We start from the raw sequence: 16721 nt of genomic DNA on the forward strand, positions 1-16721 counted from the left end.
TTGCTTTTGGGCTAACTGAATTAGCTAGAGTAGTACATGTCGAACTCGATTGGGTGAGTCGTTGCGCGCATACGAGTAACGTCTTCCATTTTTAATTTAATGTAAGAGTCGATCGCAGCGTCAGTAAATACGCCACCCGCTTTCAAGAATTCGCGGTCTTTATCCAATGCATCTAGCGCTTCTTCCAAAGACGCACAGACTGTGTTGTAAGTCGCTTCTTCTTCCGGCGGTAGATCGTATAGATCTTTTTCCGCTGGCTCGCCTGGATCGATCTTGTTAAGAATACCGTCAAGGCCGGCCATCAAGCTGGCAGCGAACGCTAAGTATGGGTTGGCTGTCGGATCAGGGAAGCGCAGCTCAACACGGCGTGAACGCTCAGATGGTGCATATGGGATACGGATAGACGCTGAACGGTTTGAGCCTGAGTAAGCTAGTAGAATGGGCGCCTCAAACCCAGGAACCAAACGCTTGTATGAGTTGGTGCCAGGGTTGGTGAAAGCGTTCAATGCACGCGCATGCTTCATCAAACCGCCGATATACCATAGGGCTTCTTGTGAAAGGCCTGAGTAGACATCACCCGCGAAGATGTTCTTGCCATCTTTGGAAAGGGATTGGTTGATGTGCATACCGGAACCATTGTCGCCAACGATAGGCTTAGGCATGAAAGTGGCCGTTTTCCCTAGAGCGTGACAGGTGTTGTGAACCGCATACTTAAGGATTTGAACTTCATCCGCTTTAGCGGTTAGGGTGTTACCGGCAACTGCAAGCTCACACTGGCCGCCAGCCGCTACTTCGTGGTGGTGCGCTTCTAGGGTAAGCCCCATTTCTTCTGCCATAGCACAGATGTCAGCACGCACTTCATGCAACTGATCCACTGGAGGAACAGGGAAGTAACCACCTTTAACTTTAGGACGGTGACCGATGTTACCATCGTCGTACACTTTTTCAGAATCCCATGCAGACTCACCTGATTCGATCTTAACGAAGCAGCCTGACATATCTGCGCCCCAGCGAACGTCGTCAAAGATGAAGAATTCAGGTTCCGGGCCGAAGAATGCCGTGTCAGCCACACCGGTTGATTTCAGGTAAGCTTCCGCTTTCTTTGCAATGCCACGAGGATCTTTTTCGTAAGATTCCATGGTGGATGGTTCAACGATCATACAACGAATGATCAAAGTAGGATCATTGGTGAATGGGTCCATGTAGTAGCCGTCTGTCTGAGGCATTAACAACATGTCGGAATTGTGAATTCCCTTCCAGCCTTGGATAGATGAGCCGTCAAACGTTTCACCGTCGGTGAAGAAATCTTCGTCAACTTTAGAAGCTGGGATGGTGACGTGCTGTTCTTTACCATGGGTGTCGGTAAAGCGCAGATCAACCCATTTGACGTCGTTGTCTTTAATTAAATCTAAGATTGCTTGTGGCATTTTAATCTGTCCTTCTAAGGTGGTTTTATAAAATTTTCACGTGTCTGATAATAGCTTGAACCGTGCCAAATTTCCAATAAATTTTATTCCAAGAGCAACCCTTTGATTTGGCGTTGTTTTTAGCAAAAATGACGGGAGGGTCGGAGGATTAGGGGGTGAAATTTCATGAACCTAAATGGTGCCATTGATTATTTTTGGTGCGTATAAAGCCATGTTTATGGCGTTGAACTCCTTTAGAATAGGCGATTCAAAGTTCAAGGGTAAAAATTTCTAAAATGAAACCTATTTGTAACATAAAAAAAGTATAGTACGTGCAAAATTCAATTTATAGTCAGCTCATCGAGTTGTAGGGTAGTAATTTTATGAATAGTCAAACGCAACAAATGTTGGATAAGGCCTTAAAGGGGCCGGAGTTCGAAAAGCGCGTCAGACGCCGAAATGCAAAAGATACGGCTTCAAAGGTGGGAATTTCTGTCGGCGGTGTCGGAGTCATTCTTTCGGTATTGTTGATTATGTTCTTCTTGCTTTATGTGGTGTTGCCGCTGTTTGCACCTGCAACAGTCAATAAAAGCGTTGAATATGCTATTCCAGGTTCCGATAGTGAAACTACTCTTTATTATGGTATGGATGAGTACCAAGAAACAGCCTTGCGTTTTACCCAGTCCGGGAGGTTGTTCGGTTTTGATGTGGTGCAAGGAAAGCTGATTTCAGAAGACGTTTTACCACTGCAGGGGCAAACGATTACCAGTTTTTCGGTGATTTCTGAAATGGATAACTTGCTTGCATTTGGACTTTCCAGTGGAGGCGTGCTGGTCGCCAAATATGAATACTCGGTTAGCTACCCGAATAATGTCCGTACGATCACGCCCAAGGTGCTCTTTCCATTCGGTGAGGAGGCTGTTGAGTTAGGCACGGCTGAAATTGAAAAACTTGCCGTCAGAAAAATGGATTCCGATCTGGTGTTTGCTTATGCAGAAAAAGGCTCTCATGAGATCAAGATTAAACAGTTTTCGACAATTGAATCGATGCTAAGCGATACCATTTCTTTAGAGGAAGGCTATAGCGGTAGCTTTGTCAGCGAACAAGCGAGTGATTGGCTGCTGTTGGACGGCAGTATGCGTAATTTGTACGTGATCGATAAAACAGGACAAACCAGCTACTATGACATTCGCGATATTGAGTCGCCTCAGAAAGTTGAACAGGTGCAGATGTTGCAAGGCGATGAGACGCTGTCGACCGTGCGTTTCCTGCTGGGTGATTACTCTTTGATGCTTGGCACATCTAAAGGTCGTGTTATTCAGTGGTTCCCGGTACGTGGCGAAAATAATGAATTTTCTTTGCATGAGATTCGCAGCTTTAATGTGGGGGATGCACCGATTCACACGATTGCCATTGAGAAGGCGCGTAAGGGGTTTGCGACAACAGACGCTTCTGGTGCATTTAACCTCTTTCACTCAACTGCGGAACGCCATCTGAACCAAACTCAGGTGTCAGACTCGTCGACAGGATTTGTCGTGATTTCAAATCGAGCGAACGGCGCTTTGGTTGAAACGGGAGACGGCCAGTTAGTCCATTACCTGATTGATAACCAGCACCCAGATGTTTCGGTCTCTAGCCTATGGGGCAAGGTTTGGTACGAAGGTTACACAGAGCCGGATTATGTTTGGCAGTCTTCATCTGCCAGTTCCGACTTTGAACCTAAGTTTTCGATGATGCCGTTGACCTTCGGGACCATTAAGGCTGCACTATACTCGATGCTGTTTGCGGTCCCAATTGCCGTCTTGGCTGCGATTTTTACCGCCTTCTTTATGGATAAGAAAACCCGTCAATGGGTGAAGCCTTCCGTCGAATTAATTGAAGCTTTGCCTACTGTAATCTTAGGTTTCTTAGCAGGCCTGTGGTTAGCGCCTTATATGGAAGCGAATCTACCTGGTTTCTTTGCCTTGTTGTTGGTGGTGCCCATCGGGATTTTGGCGTTTGGTTTTGCATGGTCCAGATTGCCAGAGCATATTCGTCTGCTGGTACCGGTAGGGAAGCGAGCAGTCTTAATGATTCCTGTGGTATTTTTTCTTGGGTGGTTTGCTCTGCAGTTAAGTGCGCCAATTGAAGATGCTCTGTTTAATGGGGATATGCGCCACTGGTTGACTTTTAGTGCCGGGATTGATTTCGACCAGCGAAATGCAATGGTTATCGGGTTTGCGATGGGGTTTGCATTGATTCCGACGATTTTCTCAGTGACCGAGGATGCGATTTATAACGTGCCGAGCTATCTCGTGAACGGCTCCCTTGCTTTAGGTGCGAGTGGCTGGCAGACGTTGGTTGGTGTCGTGCTGCCGACAGCAAGCCCCGGGATTTTCTCGGCGATTATGCTCGGATTCGGCCGAGGGGTTGGGGAAACCATGATCGTACTGATGGCGTCAGGAAATACCCCGTTGATGGAGGTAAACCTGTTTGAAGGTTTGCGTACGCTTTCCGCCAACCTGGCTGTAGAAATGCCGGAAGCTGCGGTAGACAGCTCACACTATCGTGTGCTGTTCCTTTCCGGTTTGGTTCTGTTTATCTTTACCTTTATTTTTAACACTCTGGCCGAAGTTGTTCGTCAACGTATGCGCCGTAAATACGGATCGTTATAAGGAGTCTGCGCATGAAAGATTGGTTTAGAAAAGGCGAACATTGGATTTGGTTTAGCGCATCCACAGTCAGCATCAGTATGGTGCTGGTTTTTGGTCTGTTGGGCATGATTGCCTACAAAGGGTTGATTCATTTTTGGCCGCATGAGGTGTATCACGTTGAAGTACTGCATGCTGACGGCCAGAAAGAGATTGTCGTGGGTGAACTGCATGATTCTAAAACCAAAGAGGTTGAAGATCCTACGGCGGAAAATGGCCATAGAGAAATGGCGCAATACCTTTTTAAAGTCGGTAACCGAGATGTTTATGGTATTGACTTTAGATGGATTAATGCGGATGAGATTGTCGGCGGAATTAATGAGCTTGAACAAGACGTGCTGGTTATCGAACGCTATGAGTATGGTAATGTTTATGGCCACATTCAGTCGGTCAGTGTAGACGGCCAGACGATTTCGGATAAGAAGCAGGCATTGAAAATTTTGCAACAGCAGGTCGAAAAAGGGAGTCGCCTGCATAGCGAAATTCGCCATATAGAGAAAATCAGCATTGGTGAGATCAACTATAAAATTGAAGGATTGCGCCTCGAAGAGAAGAAGTTGCGCGCCAACAATGCGTTTGATGCACAGGAAGAAGCGCGTTTGCAGGCTGAACGATCGGCGCTTCAAGAAGAGTTTGATGTTCAGCATGCCAGTGTGCAGTTGCTTTACAAGCAGGCGGATAGTCTAGGTCAGGTGACCGTCGAGATTGCTGGCGGCAAGCAGCTGGTCGTGCCGGTTAAAAAGATTGTGCATTTCTGGCAGCCAAACAATATGACCTTTGCTCAGGAAGTTGGGTTTTTCTTTAATGCGGTGGGTAATTTCCTGGTCGATGATCCTCGGGAAGCGAATACTGAAGGCGGCGTGTTCCCGGCTATTGTCGGTACGGTGACGATGGTGATGCTCATGGCCGTATTCGTGACTCCTATGGGGGTCATTGCCGCGATTTATATGAGTGAGTATGCGAAGGAAGGTACCGTTCTAAAAATGGTGCGCATCTCGATCAATAACCTCGCCGGTGTGCCGTCGATTGTGTTTGGTATCTTCGGTCTGGGCTTTTTTGTTTACATCATGGGGTCGTCGATCGATGAGCTATTCTATAGTTATGCGTTGCCAAGCCCAACCTTTGGAAGCCCGGGGCTTTTGTGGGCTTCCTTGACGATGGCGCTGCTTACGCTACCGGTGGTGATTGTGTCGACACAGGAAGGTTTGTCTCGAATTCCTCGTGCGTTGCGAGAAGGAGGCCTGGCTTTAGGGGCGACTAAATCCGAAACCATTATGCGTATTATTCTGCCGATGACCATGCCTGCGATTATGACCGGGTTGATCCTGGCGATTGCGCGTGCAGCGGGTGAGGTGGCGCCGTTAATGTTAGTGGGTGTGGTCAAGCTGGCACCGGAGTTGCCTTTGGATACGATTGCCCCGTTTGTGCATTTGGACCGTAAGTTTATGCACCTTGGTTTCCATATTTATGACGTTGGTTTTCAAAGTCCTAACGTAGAGGCATCGCAGCCTCTGGTCTATGCAACTTCGCTGCTATTGGTTCTGGTGATTTTGAGCCTGAACTTTGGTGCGATTACGATTCGTAACAAGTTGCGTGAAAAATATAAGTCATTGGATAACTAATAAAGGACAGCACCGGATTGGATAGGTGTATTGGCATTCAGAATATTAGGATTGATTAACTAGCCTGTTGCAGGTGTGGAATAGGTTGAAAGGATTAAGAAAGATGAGCGAGCAAAATATTAATGTAGCCTTGGATCGAGATCATCGCAGCTTGTCGCTGGAAAACGAAAAGGTCGCAATGGAGGTGAAAGACTGGAATCTTTATTATGGTTCTAAGCAAGCCTTAAAAGGAATCAATATGATTGTCCCGGAAAACCGCGTTACCGCGTTTATCGGTCCGTCAGGGTGTGGTAAATCGACGCTGTTACGTTGTTTTAACCGTATGAATGATCTGATTGATATTGTTCGCGTTGAAGGTCAAATGACATTGCATGGTGACGATGTCTACGCTAAAGAAATGAACGTGGCTTCCTTGCGCCGTCGAGTGGGAATGGTGTTTCAAAAACCGAATCCGTTTCCGAAATCAATCTATGAAAATGTGGCTTATGGCCTGCGTTTGCAAGGCATCAGTGATAAGAATGTATTGGATGAAACCGTTGAGTGGGCTCTAAAAGGAGCTGGGCTGTGGGACGAGGTCAAAGACCGTTTGAATGAAAATGCTTTGGGCATGTCGGGGGGGCAGCAGCAACGTCTGTGTATTGCTCGCGCGATTGCAATCAAGCCTGAAGTGTTGTTGCTTGATGAGCCGACCTCCGCTTTGGATCCTATTTCAACCTTGGCGATCGAAGAACTGATTTTTGAATTGAAAAAAGAGTTTACGATTTTGATTGTGACCCACAATATGCAACAGGCGGCACGTGTTTCTGATTATACGGCTTTTATGTATATGGGGGAGTTGATTGAGTATACTGATACCGATAGCTTGTTTACCAACCCGCAAGTTAAGCGAACTGAAGACTACATTACCGGACGTTACGGTTAATTGTCTGTAGTGAAGATTATCGATTTCCGGTAGATCAGATTAAGAGGATAGGTCATGGAAAGAACAGAATTTAAAAGCCATATTTCAGAACAGCTTAACCGTAACTTGGAGGATCTGTTCAATCAGGTCCTTGAGATGGGTGGGTTGATTGAGCGTCAGCTTGAAAATGCGGTAACAGCGGTACAAAATGCCGATGTTAAGCTAGCCAAGCAGGTATTGAAGCTCGATAAAGTCATTAATAATGAAGAGCTTGAAATTGATCGTTTATGCGCGCGCGTTTTAGCCCGCCAACAACCGACCGCATCTGATTTACGCTTAATTATCATCGCTATTCGTATCGCAGTTGATTTAGAGCGCATGGGAGATGAAGTGGTAAAAACAGCCAAATTAGTGATTAAGATGGATGAAGAAGGCGTTGCTTGCCACACTTTACCCGGATTCTCTTCATTATTGGAAATCACTACCTGTGCGAACTCGATGCTTAAAAAGGTCCTAAATGCGTTTGCACGTTTGGATCTTTCCGAAGTGATGGACGTGATGGATGATGAAGAGCGTATGGATGAAACCTTAAAATCGGCTCTGGCCGAGGTAACGGAAGGGTTTAAGACATCTGATCTCCCGCCCGAGTGTTTGCTGGAAATGGTTTATTCGCTGAAAGCGAGTGAAAGGGTGACCGATCATGCGGCTAACATCGCTGAAAGCATCGTTTACCTTGTAAAAGGCCAAGAAGTTCGTAATATCGATCCAGAAAAACTGGCAGAATACCTGCAATCTGTTACTGAATAAGTCTATCTTGATAAGGAACCTGTGACTTCATGAGCAAGCACACCATACTGATTATCGAAGACGAAGCGGCCATCCGCGATATGCTTAAATTTACCTTAAGTTCTGCGGAGTACGATGTGCTGGAAGCGCCTAATGCCGAACAGGGCTGGCAGATCGCTTCCGAGAAACAGCCGGATCTGATTTTATTGGATTGGATGCTGCCCGGTGTCAGCGGTGTTTCGTTAGCGCAACGCATTCGACAAAATGAAAAGACGCGCGCCATTCCTATTGTCATGTTAACGGCAAAAGGAGAGGAAGATGATCAGGTGCAAGGCTTTGAAGCGGGTGCGGATGACTATGTGGTTAAGCCATTCTCTCCACGAGCTCTGGTGGCCAGAATTAAGGCGTTATTGCGCCGTCAAGACACGGAAGCCGGTGAAGAAGAAAAAATGGTAGCGGGTCAAATGACGCTGGATTTAAGCAGTCACCGTTTTATGGTGGATGATCAAGAGGTCCGTTTGGGACCGACCGAATTCAAGTTGATTCATTTCTTTATGACGCATCCAAACCGTGTGTATTCGCGAGTTCAGTTATTGGATCGTGTCTGGGGTGAAAACGTGGTGGTGGAAGAGCGCACCGTCGATGTGCACATTCGGCGCTTGCGTAAATTGCTTGAACCGGTTGGCGTCGCCGATTACATTCAGACAATTCGCGGTTCGGGTTACCGTTTTTCCGTCGTAGAGGCCTGAATTGTTCTCATCGGGTGTCACGCGTGAATTGACATGGGTGATTACCACTCTGTGGTTACTTCTGTTTTTCTGCTGGCTCACGGATTGGTGGGTTGAAAGTTTAATTGCCTATCTTGTGCTCTATATCTTTCGTCAGTTATGGAGTATGCGCAAGTTTGAAAAATGGATTGAAGGCGGCACGGTTAAAGCCTTTCCTCCTGCCTCCGGTTTTTGGAGTCAGCTGACTTATCTTGTTTCACGTAAACAGCGCGCATTAGAAAAACATGCGGATCTGCAACTCTACAAATCCGAGCAGTTTAAGTCCGCCTCCATGTTGATCCCTGACGCGATCGTATCGCTTGATCAAGAAAACCATATTGAGTGGTTTAATGCCTCATCTGCAAAAATCCTGGAGCTAAGACGTCAGGATGTCGGACGCAAAATAGAAGGGTTGATTCGTCAGCCGGAATTTATCCACTATCTAAAAGACGAACAGTACCAGGACACCTTAACCATTCATTCTTTGCAAGGTGTGCAACGGACCTTTAGTGTGCGTGTGATTCCTTATTTTGATAGCCATAAGCTGTTAATCGTTAAAGACATTACCGAGCTTTATAATCTGGCGCAGATTCGCCGCGATTTCATTGCCAATGCTTCTCATGAACTTCGCACTCCGTTAACGGTTCTTAAGGGGTATTTGGAGGCGATGATCGATACGCCCGGTGAACACCAGAAAATGTGGGCGCCGGCTTTGCAGAACATGCAAAACCAGTCTGATCGCATGCAGGCGATTATTGAAGACCTTTTGACGCTCTCCAAAATGGAATCGGAAACCTTTTCGTCAGAAGTTGAAGTGGTGGATGTTCCCGCTATGTTGACCAGACTCAGGGTCGAGGTCGAGCAGTTAAGTCAAGGGCAGCACCAATTTAGCTTTCATATTGATCAAGATTTGAAGCTGAAAGGGTATGCCGAACCTTTAAAAAGTGTGTTCATGAACCTGGTCTCTAATGCGGTGCGTTATACGCCCGAACAGGGTCGCATTGAAGTACGCTGGTTTTCTGACTCAGACGGTGCGCATTTTGAGGTGGAAGATAACGGTATTGGGATCGCCAAGGAGCACATACCGCGTTTGACAGAACGTTTCTACCGAGTCGATACGGCACGTTCCCGCGCGACTGGCGGTACCGGTTTGGGGCTTGCGATCGTCAAACATGTGCTTGAGCGTCATCAGGCGACTTTGCATGTGGATAGCCTGATCGGCAGAGGTTCCATTTTCAGTTGTAATTTCCCTGTGCAGCGCGTGGTCCATCAGCGTTCGGATTCGGCGTTGTAAAGCTTTAAAAAAACGCATCTTGCAACTTTGAAACGGCAAGATAAGGTTTGAACAGGCCTGTTCAGTTTGGTGAACATCCGTACTTGTATCTTGGGTTATTCGCTGTAGTGGCTTTTAATGTGTTTTCAGAGAGGCAACAGGTCAGGCGTGCTGACCTGTTGAGGGCATTCGAAGGGTTAGGGAAGCATCATGCCGCGAATCGCAAAATAGAAGATGGCCGCTAAGGTGGCTGATGCCGGAACCGTAATGACCCATGCCGCTACAATTTTCAAGAAGGCGGAACGTTTAACAAGCTCTTTTTGATAAACCTTATTCAGTGATTTGCGTTCTTTTTTAGTCAGTTCAATATCCGCTTTTTTCTGTTTTAACTGAGCCAGCATCTCTTTTTTCTCTGCCAAAGACGCTTTTTCAAACTTTTGAATAAACAGATCAACTTCTACTTGGTCCTGTCCCTGATAGTGATCGCGAATCTCTTGAATGGTTTTGGCGTAACTGCGTTTAAGGTACTCACGCAGGAAGCCAACCCCGAAAATGCCGCCGACAGCGATATGGGTGGAACTGACGGGTAACCCGAGCTGGGAGGCAATAATAACGGTAATCGCTGCCGCCATGGCGATGGAGTAGGCGCGCATTTGATCGAGTTCGGTAATTTCCTGGCCGACCGTGCGAATCAGTTTCGGGCCGAACAGGAGCAGACCTAAACTGATCCCCAGTGCGCCGATCAGCATCACCCACAATGGAATTTCCGCTTTGGTGGAAACACCGTGGGTCTGGATGGCATCATTGATCGCCGCCAGAGGGCCGACGGCATTGGCGACGTCGTTAGCACCATGCGCAAAGCTGAGCAGGGCCGCAGCAAAAATCAAAGGGATGGTAAACAGTGAGTTAACACTGGCTTTGCTGTTTTGCAAGGCTTGGGCTTGTCGGGCGATCATTGGTTTGACGATCAGGTAGATGGCGACAGCCATCGCCAGTCCAAGGAGTAAGGCAGTCATGAAATCGACCTTCCATACCTTTTTTAACCCTTTCATAATCAGGTAGGTTGAGAAGGCCCACGCCATAATGGCGATCAACAGCGGCAGCATTTTCTTGGACGCCGCAATCATATCGTCCTTATAGGTGATGCTGCGTTTGATCCACATTAAAAAGGTCGCGGCAATTAACCCGCCTATCACCGGAGAGATCACCCAGCTTGCAGCAATGGCGCCCATTTTATCCCAGTTGGCAATTTGCCAGCCGGCGGCGGCAATACCTGCGCCTAAAACCCCGCCCACAATCGAGTGCGTCGTCGAGACCGGTGCGCCAATCGCCGTAGCGACATTTAGCCACATAGCGCCGGCGAGAAGAGCCGCGATCATCAGCCAGATAAAGGTATCGCTGTCGCCGATCAGGGCCGGGTCAATAATGCCTTTTTTGATGGTGCTGACCACGTCCCCCCCGGCAATCAGGGCTCCGGAAGACTCAAATATGGCCGCGAGAATAATCGCGCCGGTCAAGGTCAAAGCTTTGGAACCCACCGCTGGGCCGACATTGTTGGCGACGTCGTTGGCACCGATATTCAATGCCATATAGCCACCGATCATGGCGGCAATCACCAGTTCAACACTCACCACACCGGTACCGGTTTGCAGGTTGGCGGTAAACAGCATGATGAGAATAATGAACAGAAGGGCCGTTCCGAAACGGAACATCTCTTTACGGCTTTTATGCGTGGCGTGTTCAATGTCGTTGATATCGCGGAATTCCATAATTGAATCTCTGAGCTTGTAAGTTGAGCGAGACCGCACAATACAGGCGCTATCGGTTGTGTCGCGCCTGATTGTTCAATAGGCCTGGACCGGGTCCCGAATTGAATCTTCGCATATTGTAAGGGGTTTGCATGCGTCTGTCATATATATGTCATAATTCCTTAAAAATACTGTTATGGACGCTTCCTATAATTTGCCCTGTTGAAACGATTTACTTTTTTTCTATTTGGAGAATACTCACATGTTGAAACGTCAAGTGCTTCTAGCAATGGGTCTGGCTACAGCGGTAGCTTCACAAACAGCTTACGCAGCAGTCGATGCAGATCTGCCAACTTATGAAAAAGTTTCTGGTGTCTCTGGTAACTTGAACTCAGTCGGTTCTGATACTTTGGCTAACCTAATGACTCTATGGGCTGAAGAGTTTAAGCGTAACTATCCTAACGTAAACATTCAGATCCAGGCCGCTGGCTCTTCTACTGCACCTCCAGCCTTGACTGAAGGAACTTCAAACGTCGGTCCTATGAGCCGTAAAATGAAGTCTAAAGAAGAAACGGCATTTGAAAAGAAATGGGGTTACAAGCCGACTCCAATCGCAGTGGCGATCGACGCTTTGGCCGTTTATGTGAACAAAGACAACCCAATCAAAGGTTTGAGCATTCCACAAGTTGATGCGATTTTCTCTTCTACGCGCAAGTGTGGTCACGCTACTGACATCACGACTTGGGGTGAAGCAGGTGTTGAAGGTGCTTTAGCGGCTAAGTCTATCCAGATTTACGGACGTAACTCAGTATCTGGTACTTACGGTTACTACAAGAAAAAAGCCTTGTGTAAAGGTGACTACAAGTCTTCTGTTAACGAACAGCCTGGTTCAGCGTCTGTCGTCCAGTCTGTATCAGCTTCTATCAACGCGATCGGTTACTCTGGTATCGGTTACAAGACGGCCGGTGTAAAAGCCGTTCCGTTGACCAAGAAAGAAGGTGGTAAATTCATCGAAGCAACCAACGAAAACGCGTTGAACGGAACTTACCCTCTGTCTCGTCTGCTTTACGTTTATGTAAACAAAGCGCCTAACAAGCAAGTTGAACCAGTTGTTAAAGAGTTCTTCAAGTTGGTTCTTTCTAAGAGCGGTCAGCAAGTGGTAGAAAAAGATGGTTACATCCCGCTACCAGCTAAAGTGGCTGCTAAAGAGTTGGCAAAATTGAACTAAGTTCAACTTAGCTAAGTCGGATAAAAACCCCGCTTATGCGGGGTTTTTTTATTTCTGAACAGCAGACTTCCCCGATCTAGGGGCTTAAATTTGAACAGGCCTGTTCAAACTCTATTGGACGAACCCCGTTTCGTAGTTACGAATGGTCCCGCCTTGATTTAAAGCAGTTCGATCTCAACGTCGGTTAAAGGAATGACGCTGCACGTCAAAATTTCGCCTTCGCGAACATCATAGGCTGGAGATTGAATTTCTTCGACATCACCTGATAAAAGCTTGACCGCGCAAGCTCCGCAATTCCCTCCGCGGCAGCTGTAAGGCATATCAAACCCATTCTCATCCAAGGCTTCGAGCATGGAGAATTGTCCTTCAAATTCACATTCACCTTGTCCGACGACTGTAATTTTTGCCATTTTTAATATCCCGATTTTTTTATTCAAAGCTGCATTTTAACAATTTTAATTACAGGCCATTTGAGTAGAATATACAAAAAATTTATAGCAGGTTAATAGAGGTTTATAAAGCATAATGACTTGGCAAGATTTTCAGTTGAATTTTCAACGTATTAGAGACAATAAGCTGTTTGAGATCTTTGTGATTACCATCATTTTATTCTCTTCCTTAATGATCGGTATTCGCACCTATCAACTGCACCCGATTGCGGAGAATGTATTAGCGTTTCTCGATTATGCCGTCACGCTGTTCTTTTTGGTCGAGATTCTGATTCGCATGGCCGCAGAGCCGCGCCTGCGCGACTTTTTCAAGAAGGGATGGAATGTCTTTGATTTTGTCATCGTCGTCGTCAGTTTGATTCCGTTGGACGATTCCGAATACGCCTTGATTGCGCGCATGCTGCGTCTGTTCCGCGTGATGCGTTTGATCTCTTTTATTCCGGAGCTGCGCGTTTTGGTCTCAGCCCTGATCAGTGCGTTGCCACGCATGGGGTATGTGGCCTTATTGATGTTTATCATTTTTTATCTGTATGCGGTCATCGGTAATCTACTGTTTTCGCAGATCAATCCTCAGCTTTGGGGAGATTTGGGGATCGCCTTGCTGACTTTGTTCCGTGTCGCCACTTTCGAGGATTGGACCGATGTCATGTATGAAACCATGGCCGTCTATAGCCTAAGCTGGATGTACTATATTTCGTTTATCTTTTTCTCGGCATTCGTGTTTCTGAATATGATGATTGGGATTGTGGTGGATGTCTTGGATGAAGAGCATAAAAAAATGGCAGCGGAAAAGCTGGGGGAGACATTGGAAGAGCATGAAACGTTCGAAAAACGGATTGAGTTAGAAGTGGCTGAATTGCATCGTAAACTGGATCGTCTTTTAGAGCAGAAAAGTACCCGGCCCTGATCTTTTTTCAGCGGTGATTTCGACCAGGCCTGTTCAGTTTGACAGGCCTTTTTTATAAGTGGAATTCAGTAGTGGAATCGGCGGTTAAAACCAAAACTAATATCCTTTAAAAGGCTTGTTAATTCATAGGGTTATTGGGTGTTTAACAGATATTTAATTTTCAACTTCTTGATTTTTAAACTAATTTTATTTATAATGACGCACTAAGTTAATAACCCAAAAGGTTAAACCATCAATTTATCAGTTGTATCTAATACACTGTCATTTGCGTTTAGGCGCCTTTCTTATTTAGACCTGTATTTTGTCAAAAACGGGTCGAGTCTAATCCAAAGGACGAGTCCTGAGGAATCAATCGTATGGCTTTCGCCAAGCTCTATTCGTGACTTCTTTAAGTCTTTTGTAGCTCAGCATGCCATAGTCAGTCCTGTATCCTTGTTGATGCATATTTTCCTATTCCTGCGATTGGTTGAAACATTCACCTTCAAAGAAAAACGGTAAATCATCATGGAGACCGATACGTCAAAGAAGACGACATCAAAAACAACAGACAACACCCCAACCCATTATTCAGACATTTCATTTCGCCACCCGTTGCTTGCCGATGGCAAAGCAATTTATGAATTGATCCGGCGTTCACCGCCTTTGGATCTGAATTCACGCTACCTCTATTTTCTGCAGGCCAGTCACTTTGCCGATACCTGTGTGATTGCGGAGTCTGAGCAAAGAATCGTCGGGTTCATCTCGGCTTATTTCAAACCCAATGAACCCGACAACTTATTTGTCTGGCAGGTCGCGGTGGATGAAACCATGCGGGGCAGAGGGTTGGGCGTCAAACTGCTTGAAGAGTTGGTTGCTTTGCAGAATAACAGCGAGCTTAACCGAATCTCAGCGACGATCAGCCCGTCTAACATCGCTTCACAAAAGCTTTTTGCACGTTTTGCGAGCCAACATGGTTATCAGGTTCATAAGGAATCCTATATTGAAGCCGAACAGTTTGGCGAAGATGCCCATGAAGCGGAAGAGCTCTATACCTTAACCCGTATAGAAACGGAGTAGGGCGACACACCAGAATAATCCAAATTAACGTTTAATTTTTCCTCGGCCTAGTGGGGTTGGGGAAGCTATGTAATTTTTATTTAAGTAGAGTGATTAAAAGGAAAAATCATGTCTTTATCTATTTTTGACCAGTATGAATCTGAAGTGCGCGGTTATATTCGTTCGTTTCCGACGACGTTTGCCAAGTCCAAAGGCGCGGAAATCTGGGACGAAGCCGGGAAGCGCTATATTGACTTTTTTGCCGGTGCCGGTGCCTTGAACTATGGACACAACAATCCGGTTATCAACAACGCGGTGATTGATTATCTGCAAAATGACGGCATCGGCCACGCGCTGGATATGGCGACCGTCGCCAAACGCAATTTTATTGAAGGCTTTGTGAATAATGTGCTTAAGCCACGTAATCTCGATTACAAATTGCAATTTGTCGGGCCGACCGGAACCAATGCGGTGGAAACGGCACTGAAAATTGCACGTAAAGTAAAAAAACGCACTCAGGTGATGTCTTTTACCAACGGATTCCATGGTATGACCATGGGCTCTTTGAGTATTACCGGTAACAGTTATTACCTGGACGAAAACTACGGTGTGCCGGCTTATACCACTCAGGTGCCATTCCATAACTATCTGGGATCGGAAGTGAACACCATCGCCTATTTGCGCAAAATTCTTGAAGATGAATCGAGTGGAACCGAGTTGCCTGCGGCTATTGTCCTGGAAACCATTCAGGCCGAAGGCGGGATTAACGTCGCCGGGGCGGAGTGGCTGAAAGAGCTAAGAAAAATTTGTGATGATTTCGACATTCTCATGATCGTCGATGACATTCAGGCCGGTAACGGACGTTCAAGCGACTTCTTCAGCTTTGAACGCGCCGGTATTGAGCCGGATATTGTGACCCTTTCCAAGTCAATTGGTGGTGGACATCCCATGTCATTAGTGTTGTTGAAGCCGGAACTGGATAAGTGGAGTCCGGGGGAGCACTCCGGTACTTTCCGCGGAAACAACCTGGCGTTCGTTGCGGCCAATGCGGCGATTCGTGAATACTGGGGCGACGACCAATTCTCTACCGAGGTCAAAGCTAAATCACAGCTGGTCGAAAGCAAAATGCGCGACATGCAGGCGAAGTACCCTGAGCAGATTGTTGACGTGCGCGGTCACGGCATGATCTGGGGGGCCGAGTTTAAAGACCCTGAACTGGTTTCCAATACTTGCAGTATTGCTTTCGACAAGGGGTTGGTGATTGAAACCGCCGGATCGGAAGGTCAGGTGATTAAGTTCTTGGGGCCATTGATCATTAGCGAAGCATTGATCGAAGAAGGCTTCGCCATTCTGGAAGCGGCTTTGCAAGCTGCGATGCAACGAGCCTAATAACTCTCAAAGGAAAAGAAGATAGATGATTGTTCGAAATTTATATGACGACATTATTGGTACCGAAGCCGATGTAGACAGCAAACAGTGGAACAGCCGACGTTTGTTGCTGGCTAAAGACGGCATGGGCTTCTCGTTGCACGACACCTTGATTAAAGAGGGCGAGGATCTGCACCTGTGGTACAAAAACCACTTGGAAGCGGTCTACTGCATCGAAGGTGAGGGCGAGATCGTTGAGAAAAAAGACGGTACCGTACACCCGATTCGTGAAGGCACCGTGTATGCGCTGAACGAACATGACCAGCATATTTTGCGTGCCAACAAAGGGGTGGCGATGCGTATGGTTTGCGTGTTCAATCCACCGGTAACCGGGCGAGAAGTCCATGATGAAGACGGCTCGTATTCTTTGCCTGACGCCTAAGACTTATCCTGAAAAACTGATTTAAGGCGAAAAAAACCCAACAGGCCTGTTGGGTTTCCATTCGTTACCTTCAATCGGACTTAAGTGAAATACACATCC

General features: G+C 46.7%; 14 protein-coding genes. 11 read left to right on the top strand and 3 right to left on the bottom strand.

The window, feature by feature from the left end:
• Positions 1-20: 20 nt before the first annotated feature.
• The gene (gene glnA / locus QCB44_RS01945) at positions 21-1427 is read right to left on the bottom strand and encodes a type I glutamate--ammonia ligase (protein ID WP_279407647.1); all 1407 of its coding nucleotides are present in this window, start codon (positions 1425-1427) and stop codon (positions 21-23) included.
• A 362-nt stretch (positions 1428-1789) separates the two neighbouring features.
• On the opposite strand from glnA, the gene QCB44_RS01950 reads away from it, so the two are divergent.
• From QCB44_RS01950 to phoR, 6 genes are all read left to right on the top strand, one after another.
• The gene (locus QCB44_RS01950) at positions 1790-4060 is read left to right on the top strand and encodes an ABC transporter permease subunit (protein ID WP_279407648.1); all 2271 of its coding nucleotides are present in this window, start codon (positions 1790-1792) and stop codon (positions 4058-4060) included.
• Between the two features lie 11 nt (positions 4061-4071).
• On the top strand, positions 4072-5718 hold the full coding sequence (gene pstA, locus QCB44_RS01955) for a phosphate ABC transporter permease PstA (RefSeq protein WP_279407649.1): 1647 nt from the start codon (positions 4072-4074) through the stop codon (positions 5716-5718).
• Between the two features lie 103 nt (positions 5719-5821).
• Positions 5822-6640: a phosphate ABC transporter ATP-binding protein PstB gene (pstB, locus tag QCB44_RS01960; protein ID WP_279407650.1), complete on the top strand. Its 819-nt coding sequence runs from the start codon at positions 5822-5824 to the stop codon at positions 6638-6640.
• Between the two features lie 54 nt (positions 6641-6694).
• Positions 6695-7426, top strand: a complete 732-nt coding sequence (gene phoU, locus QCB44_RS01965) for a phosphate signaling complex protein PhoU (RefSeq protein ID WP_279407651.1) — start codon at positions 6695-6697, stop codon at positions 7424-7426.
• A gap of 29 nt (positions 7427-7455) precedes the next feature.
• A complete protein-coding gene (gene phoB / locus QCB44_RS01970) occupies positions 7456-8154 on the top strand; it encodes a phosphate regulon transcriptional regulator PhoB (RefSeq protein ID WP_279407652.1) in 699 nt (232 codons plus the stop codon).
• 1 nt (position 8155) lies between these two features.
• A complete protein-coding gene (gene phoR / locus QCB44_RS01975) occupies positions 8156-9466 on the top strand; it encodes a phosphate regulon sensor histidine kinase PhoR (protein WP_279407653.1) in 1311 nt (436 codons plus the stop codon).
• A gap of 176 nt (positions 9467-9642) precedes the next feature.
• Here phoR and QCB44_RS01980 read toward each other — a convergent pair whose 3' ends face one another.
• Positions 9643-11214, bottom strand: coding sequence for an inorganic phosphate transporter (locus tag QCB44_RS01980; RefSeq protein ID WP_279407654.1), 1572 nt, complete (start codon positions 11212-11214; stop codon positions 9643-9645).
• Positions 11215-11455: 241 nt separating this feature from the next.
• Between QCB44_RS01980 and QCB44_RS01985 the strand changes: the two genes are divergently transcribed.
• Positions 11456-12421 (top strand): phosphate ABC transporter substrate-binding protein PstS family protein, encoded by a 966-nt coding sequence (locus QCB44_RS01985; RefSeq protein ID WP_279407655.1) that lies wholly within the window; start codon positions 11456-11458, stop codon positions 12419-12421.
• A 158-nt stretch (positions 12422-12579) separates the two neighbouring features.
• Here the strand turns inward: QCB44_RS01985 and QCB44_RS01990 are convergent, their stop codons facing one another.
• On the bottom strand, positions 12580-12831 hold the full coding sequence (locus tag QCB44_RS01990) for a 2Fe-2S iron-sulfur cluster-binding protein (RefSeq protein WP_279407656.1): 252 nt from the start codon (positions 12829-12831) through the stop codon (positions 12580-12582).
• A 115-nt stretch (positions 12832-12946) separates the two neighbouring features.
• Between QCB44_RS01990 and QCB44_RS01995 the strand changes: the two genes are divergently transcribed.
• From QCB44_RS01995 to QCB44_RS02010, 4 genes are all read left to right on the top strand, one after another.
• Positions 12947-13777 (top strand): ion transporter, encoded by an 831-nt coding sequence (locus tag QCB44_RS01995; protein ID WP_279407657.1) that lies wholly within the window; start codon positions 12947-12949, stop codon positions 13775-13777.
• Between the two features lie 504 nt (positions 13778-14281).
• Positions 14282-14833: a diaminobutyrate acetyltransferase gene (gene ectA / locus QCB44_RS02000; protein WP_279407658.1), complete on the top strand. Its 552-nt coding sequence runs from the start codon at positions 14282-14284 to the stop codon at positions 14831-14833.
• A gap of 108 nt (positions 14834-14941) precedes the next feature.
• Entirely contained in the window at positions 14942-16201 is a 1260-nt protein-coding gene (ectB, locus tag QCB44_RS02005; protein ID WP_279407659.1) for a diaminobutyrate--2-oxoglutarate transaminase, read from the top strand.
• A gap of 25 nt (positions 16202-16226) precedes the next feature.
• Positions 16227-16622, top strand: a complete 396-nt coding sequence (locus QCB44_RS02010; RefSeq protein WP_279407660.1) for an ectoine synthase — start codon at positions 16227-16229, stop codon at positions 16620-16622.
• Positions 16623-16721: the final 99 nt, after the last annotated feature.

Origin of the sequence: Thiomicrorhabdus sp. zzn3, from assembly GCF_029767755.1 — a bacterium.
Classification (GTDB): domain Bacteria; phylum Pseudomonadota; class Gammaproteobacteria; order Thiomicrospirales; family Thiomicrospiraceae; genus Thiomicrorhabdus.

Bases quoted from the DNA above. Each gene is read 5' to 3' on its own strand.
- phoB (WP_279407652.1), top strand. From the start codon at position 7,456: ATGAGCAAGCACACCATACTGATTATCGAAGACGAAGCGGCCATCCGC.
- glnA (WP_279407647.1), bottom strand. From the start codon at position 1,427: ATGCCACAAGCAATCTTAGATTTAATTAAAGACAACGACGTCAAATGG.
- pstA (WP_279407649.1), top strand. From the start codon at position 4,072: ATGAAAGATTGGTTTAGAAAAGGCGAACATTGGATTTGGTTTAGCGCA.
- ectA (WP_279407658.1), top strand. From the start codon at position 14,282: ATGGAGACCGATACGTCAAAGAAGACGACATCAAAAACAACAGACAAC.
- QCB44_RS02010 (WP_279407660.1), top strand. From the start codon at position 16,227: ATGATTGTTCGAAATTTATATGACGACATTATTGGTACCGAAGCCGAT.
- ectB (WP_279407659.1), top strand. From the start codon at position 14,942: ATGTCTTTATCTATTTTTGACCAGTATGAATCTGAAGTGCGCGGTTAT.
- QCB44_RS01995 (WP_279407657.1), top strand. From the start codon at position 12,947: ATGACTTGGCAAGATTTTCAGTTGAATTTTCAACGTATTAGAGACAAT.
- QCB44_RS01985 (WP_279407655.1), top strand. From the start codon at position 11,456: ATGTTGAAACGTCAAGTGCTTCTAGCAATGGGTCTGGCTACAGCGGTA.
- phoU (WP_279407651.1), top strand. From the start codon at position 6,695: ATGGAAAGAACAGAATTTAAAAGCCATATTTCAGAACAGCTTAACCGT.
- QCB44_RS01950 (WP_279407648.1), top strand. From the start codon at position 1,790: ATGAATAGTCAAACGCAACAAATGTTGGATAAGGCCTTAAAGGGGCCG.
- QCB44_RS01990 (WP_279407656.1), bottom strand. From the start codon at position 12,831: ATGGCAAAAATTACAGTCGTCGGACAAGGTGAATGTGAATTTGAAGGA.
- QCB44_RS01980 (WP_279407654.1), bottom strand. From the start codon at position 11,214: ATGGAATTCCGCGATATCAACGACATTGAACACGCCACGCATAAAAGC.
- pstB (WP_279407650.1), top strand. From the start codon at position 5,822: ATGAGCGAGCAAAATATTAATGTAGCCTTGGATCGAGATCATCGCAGC.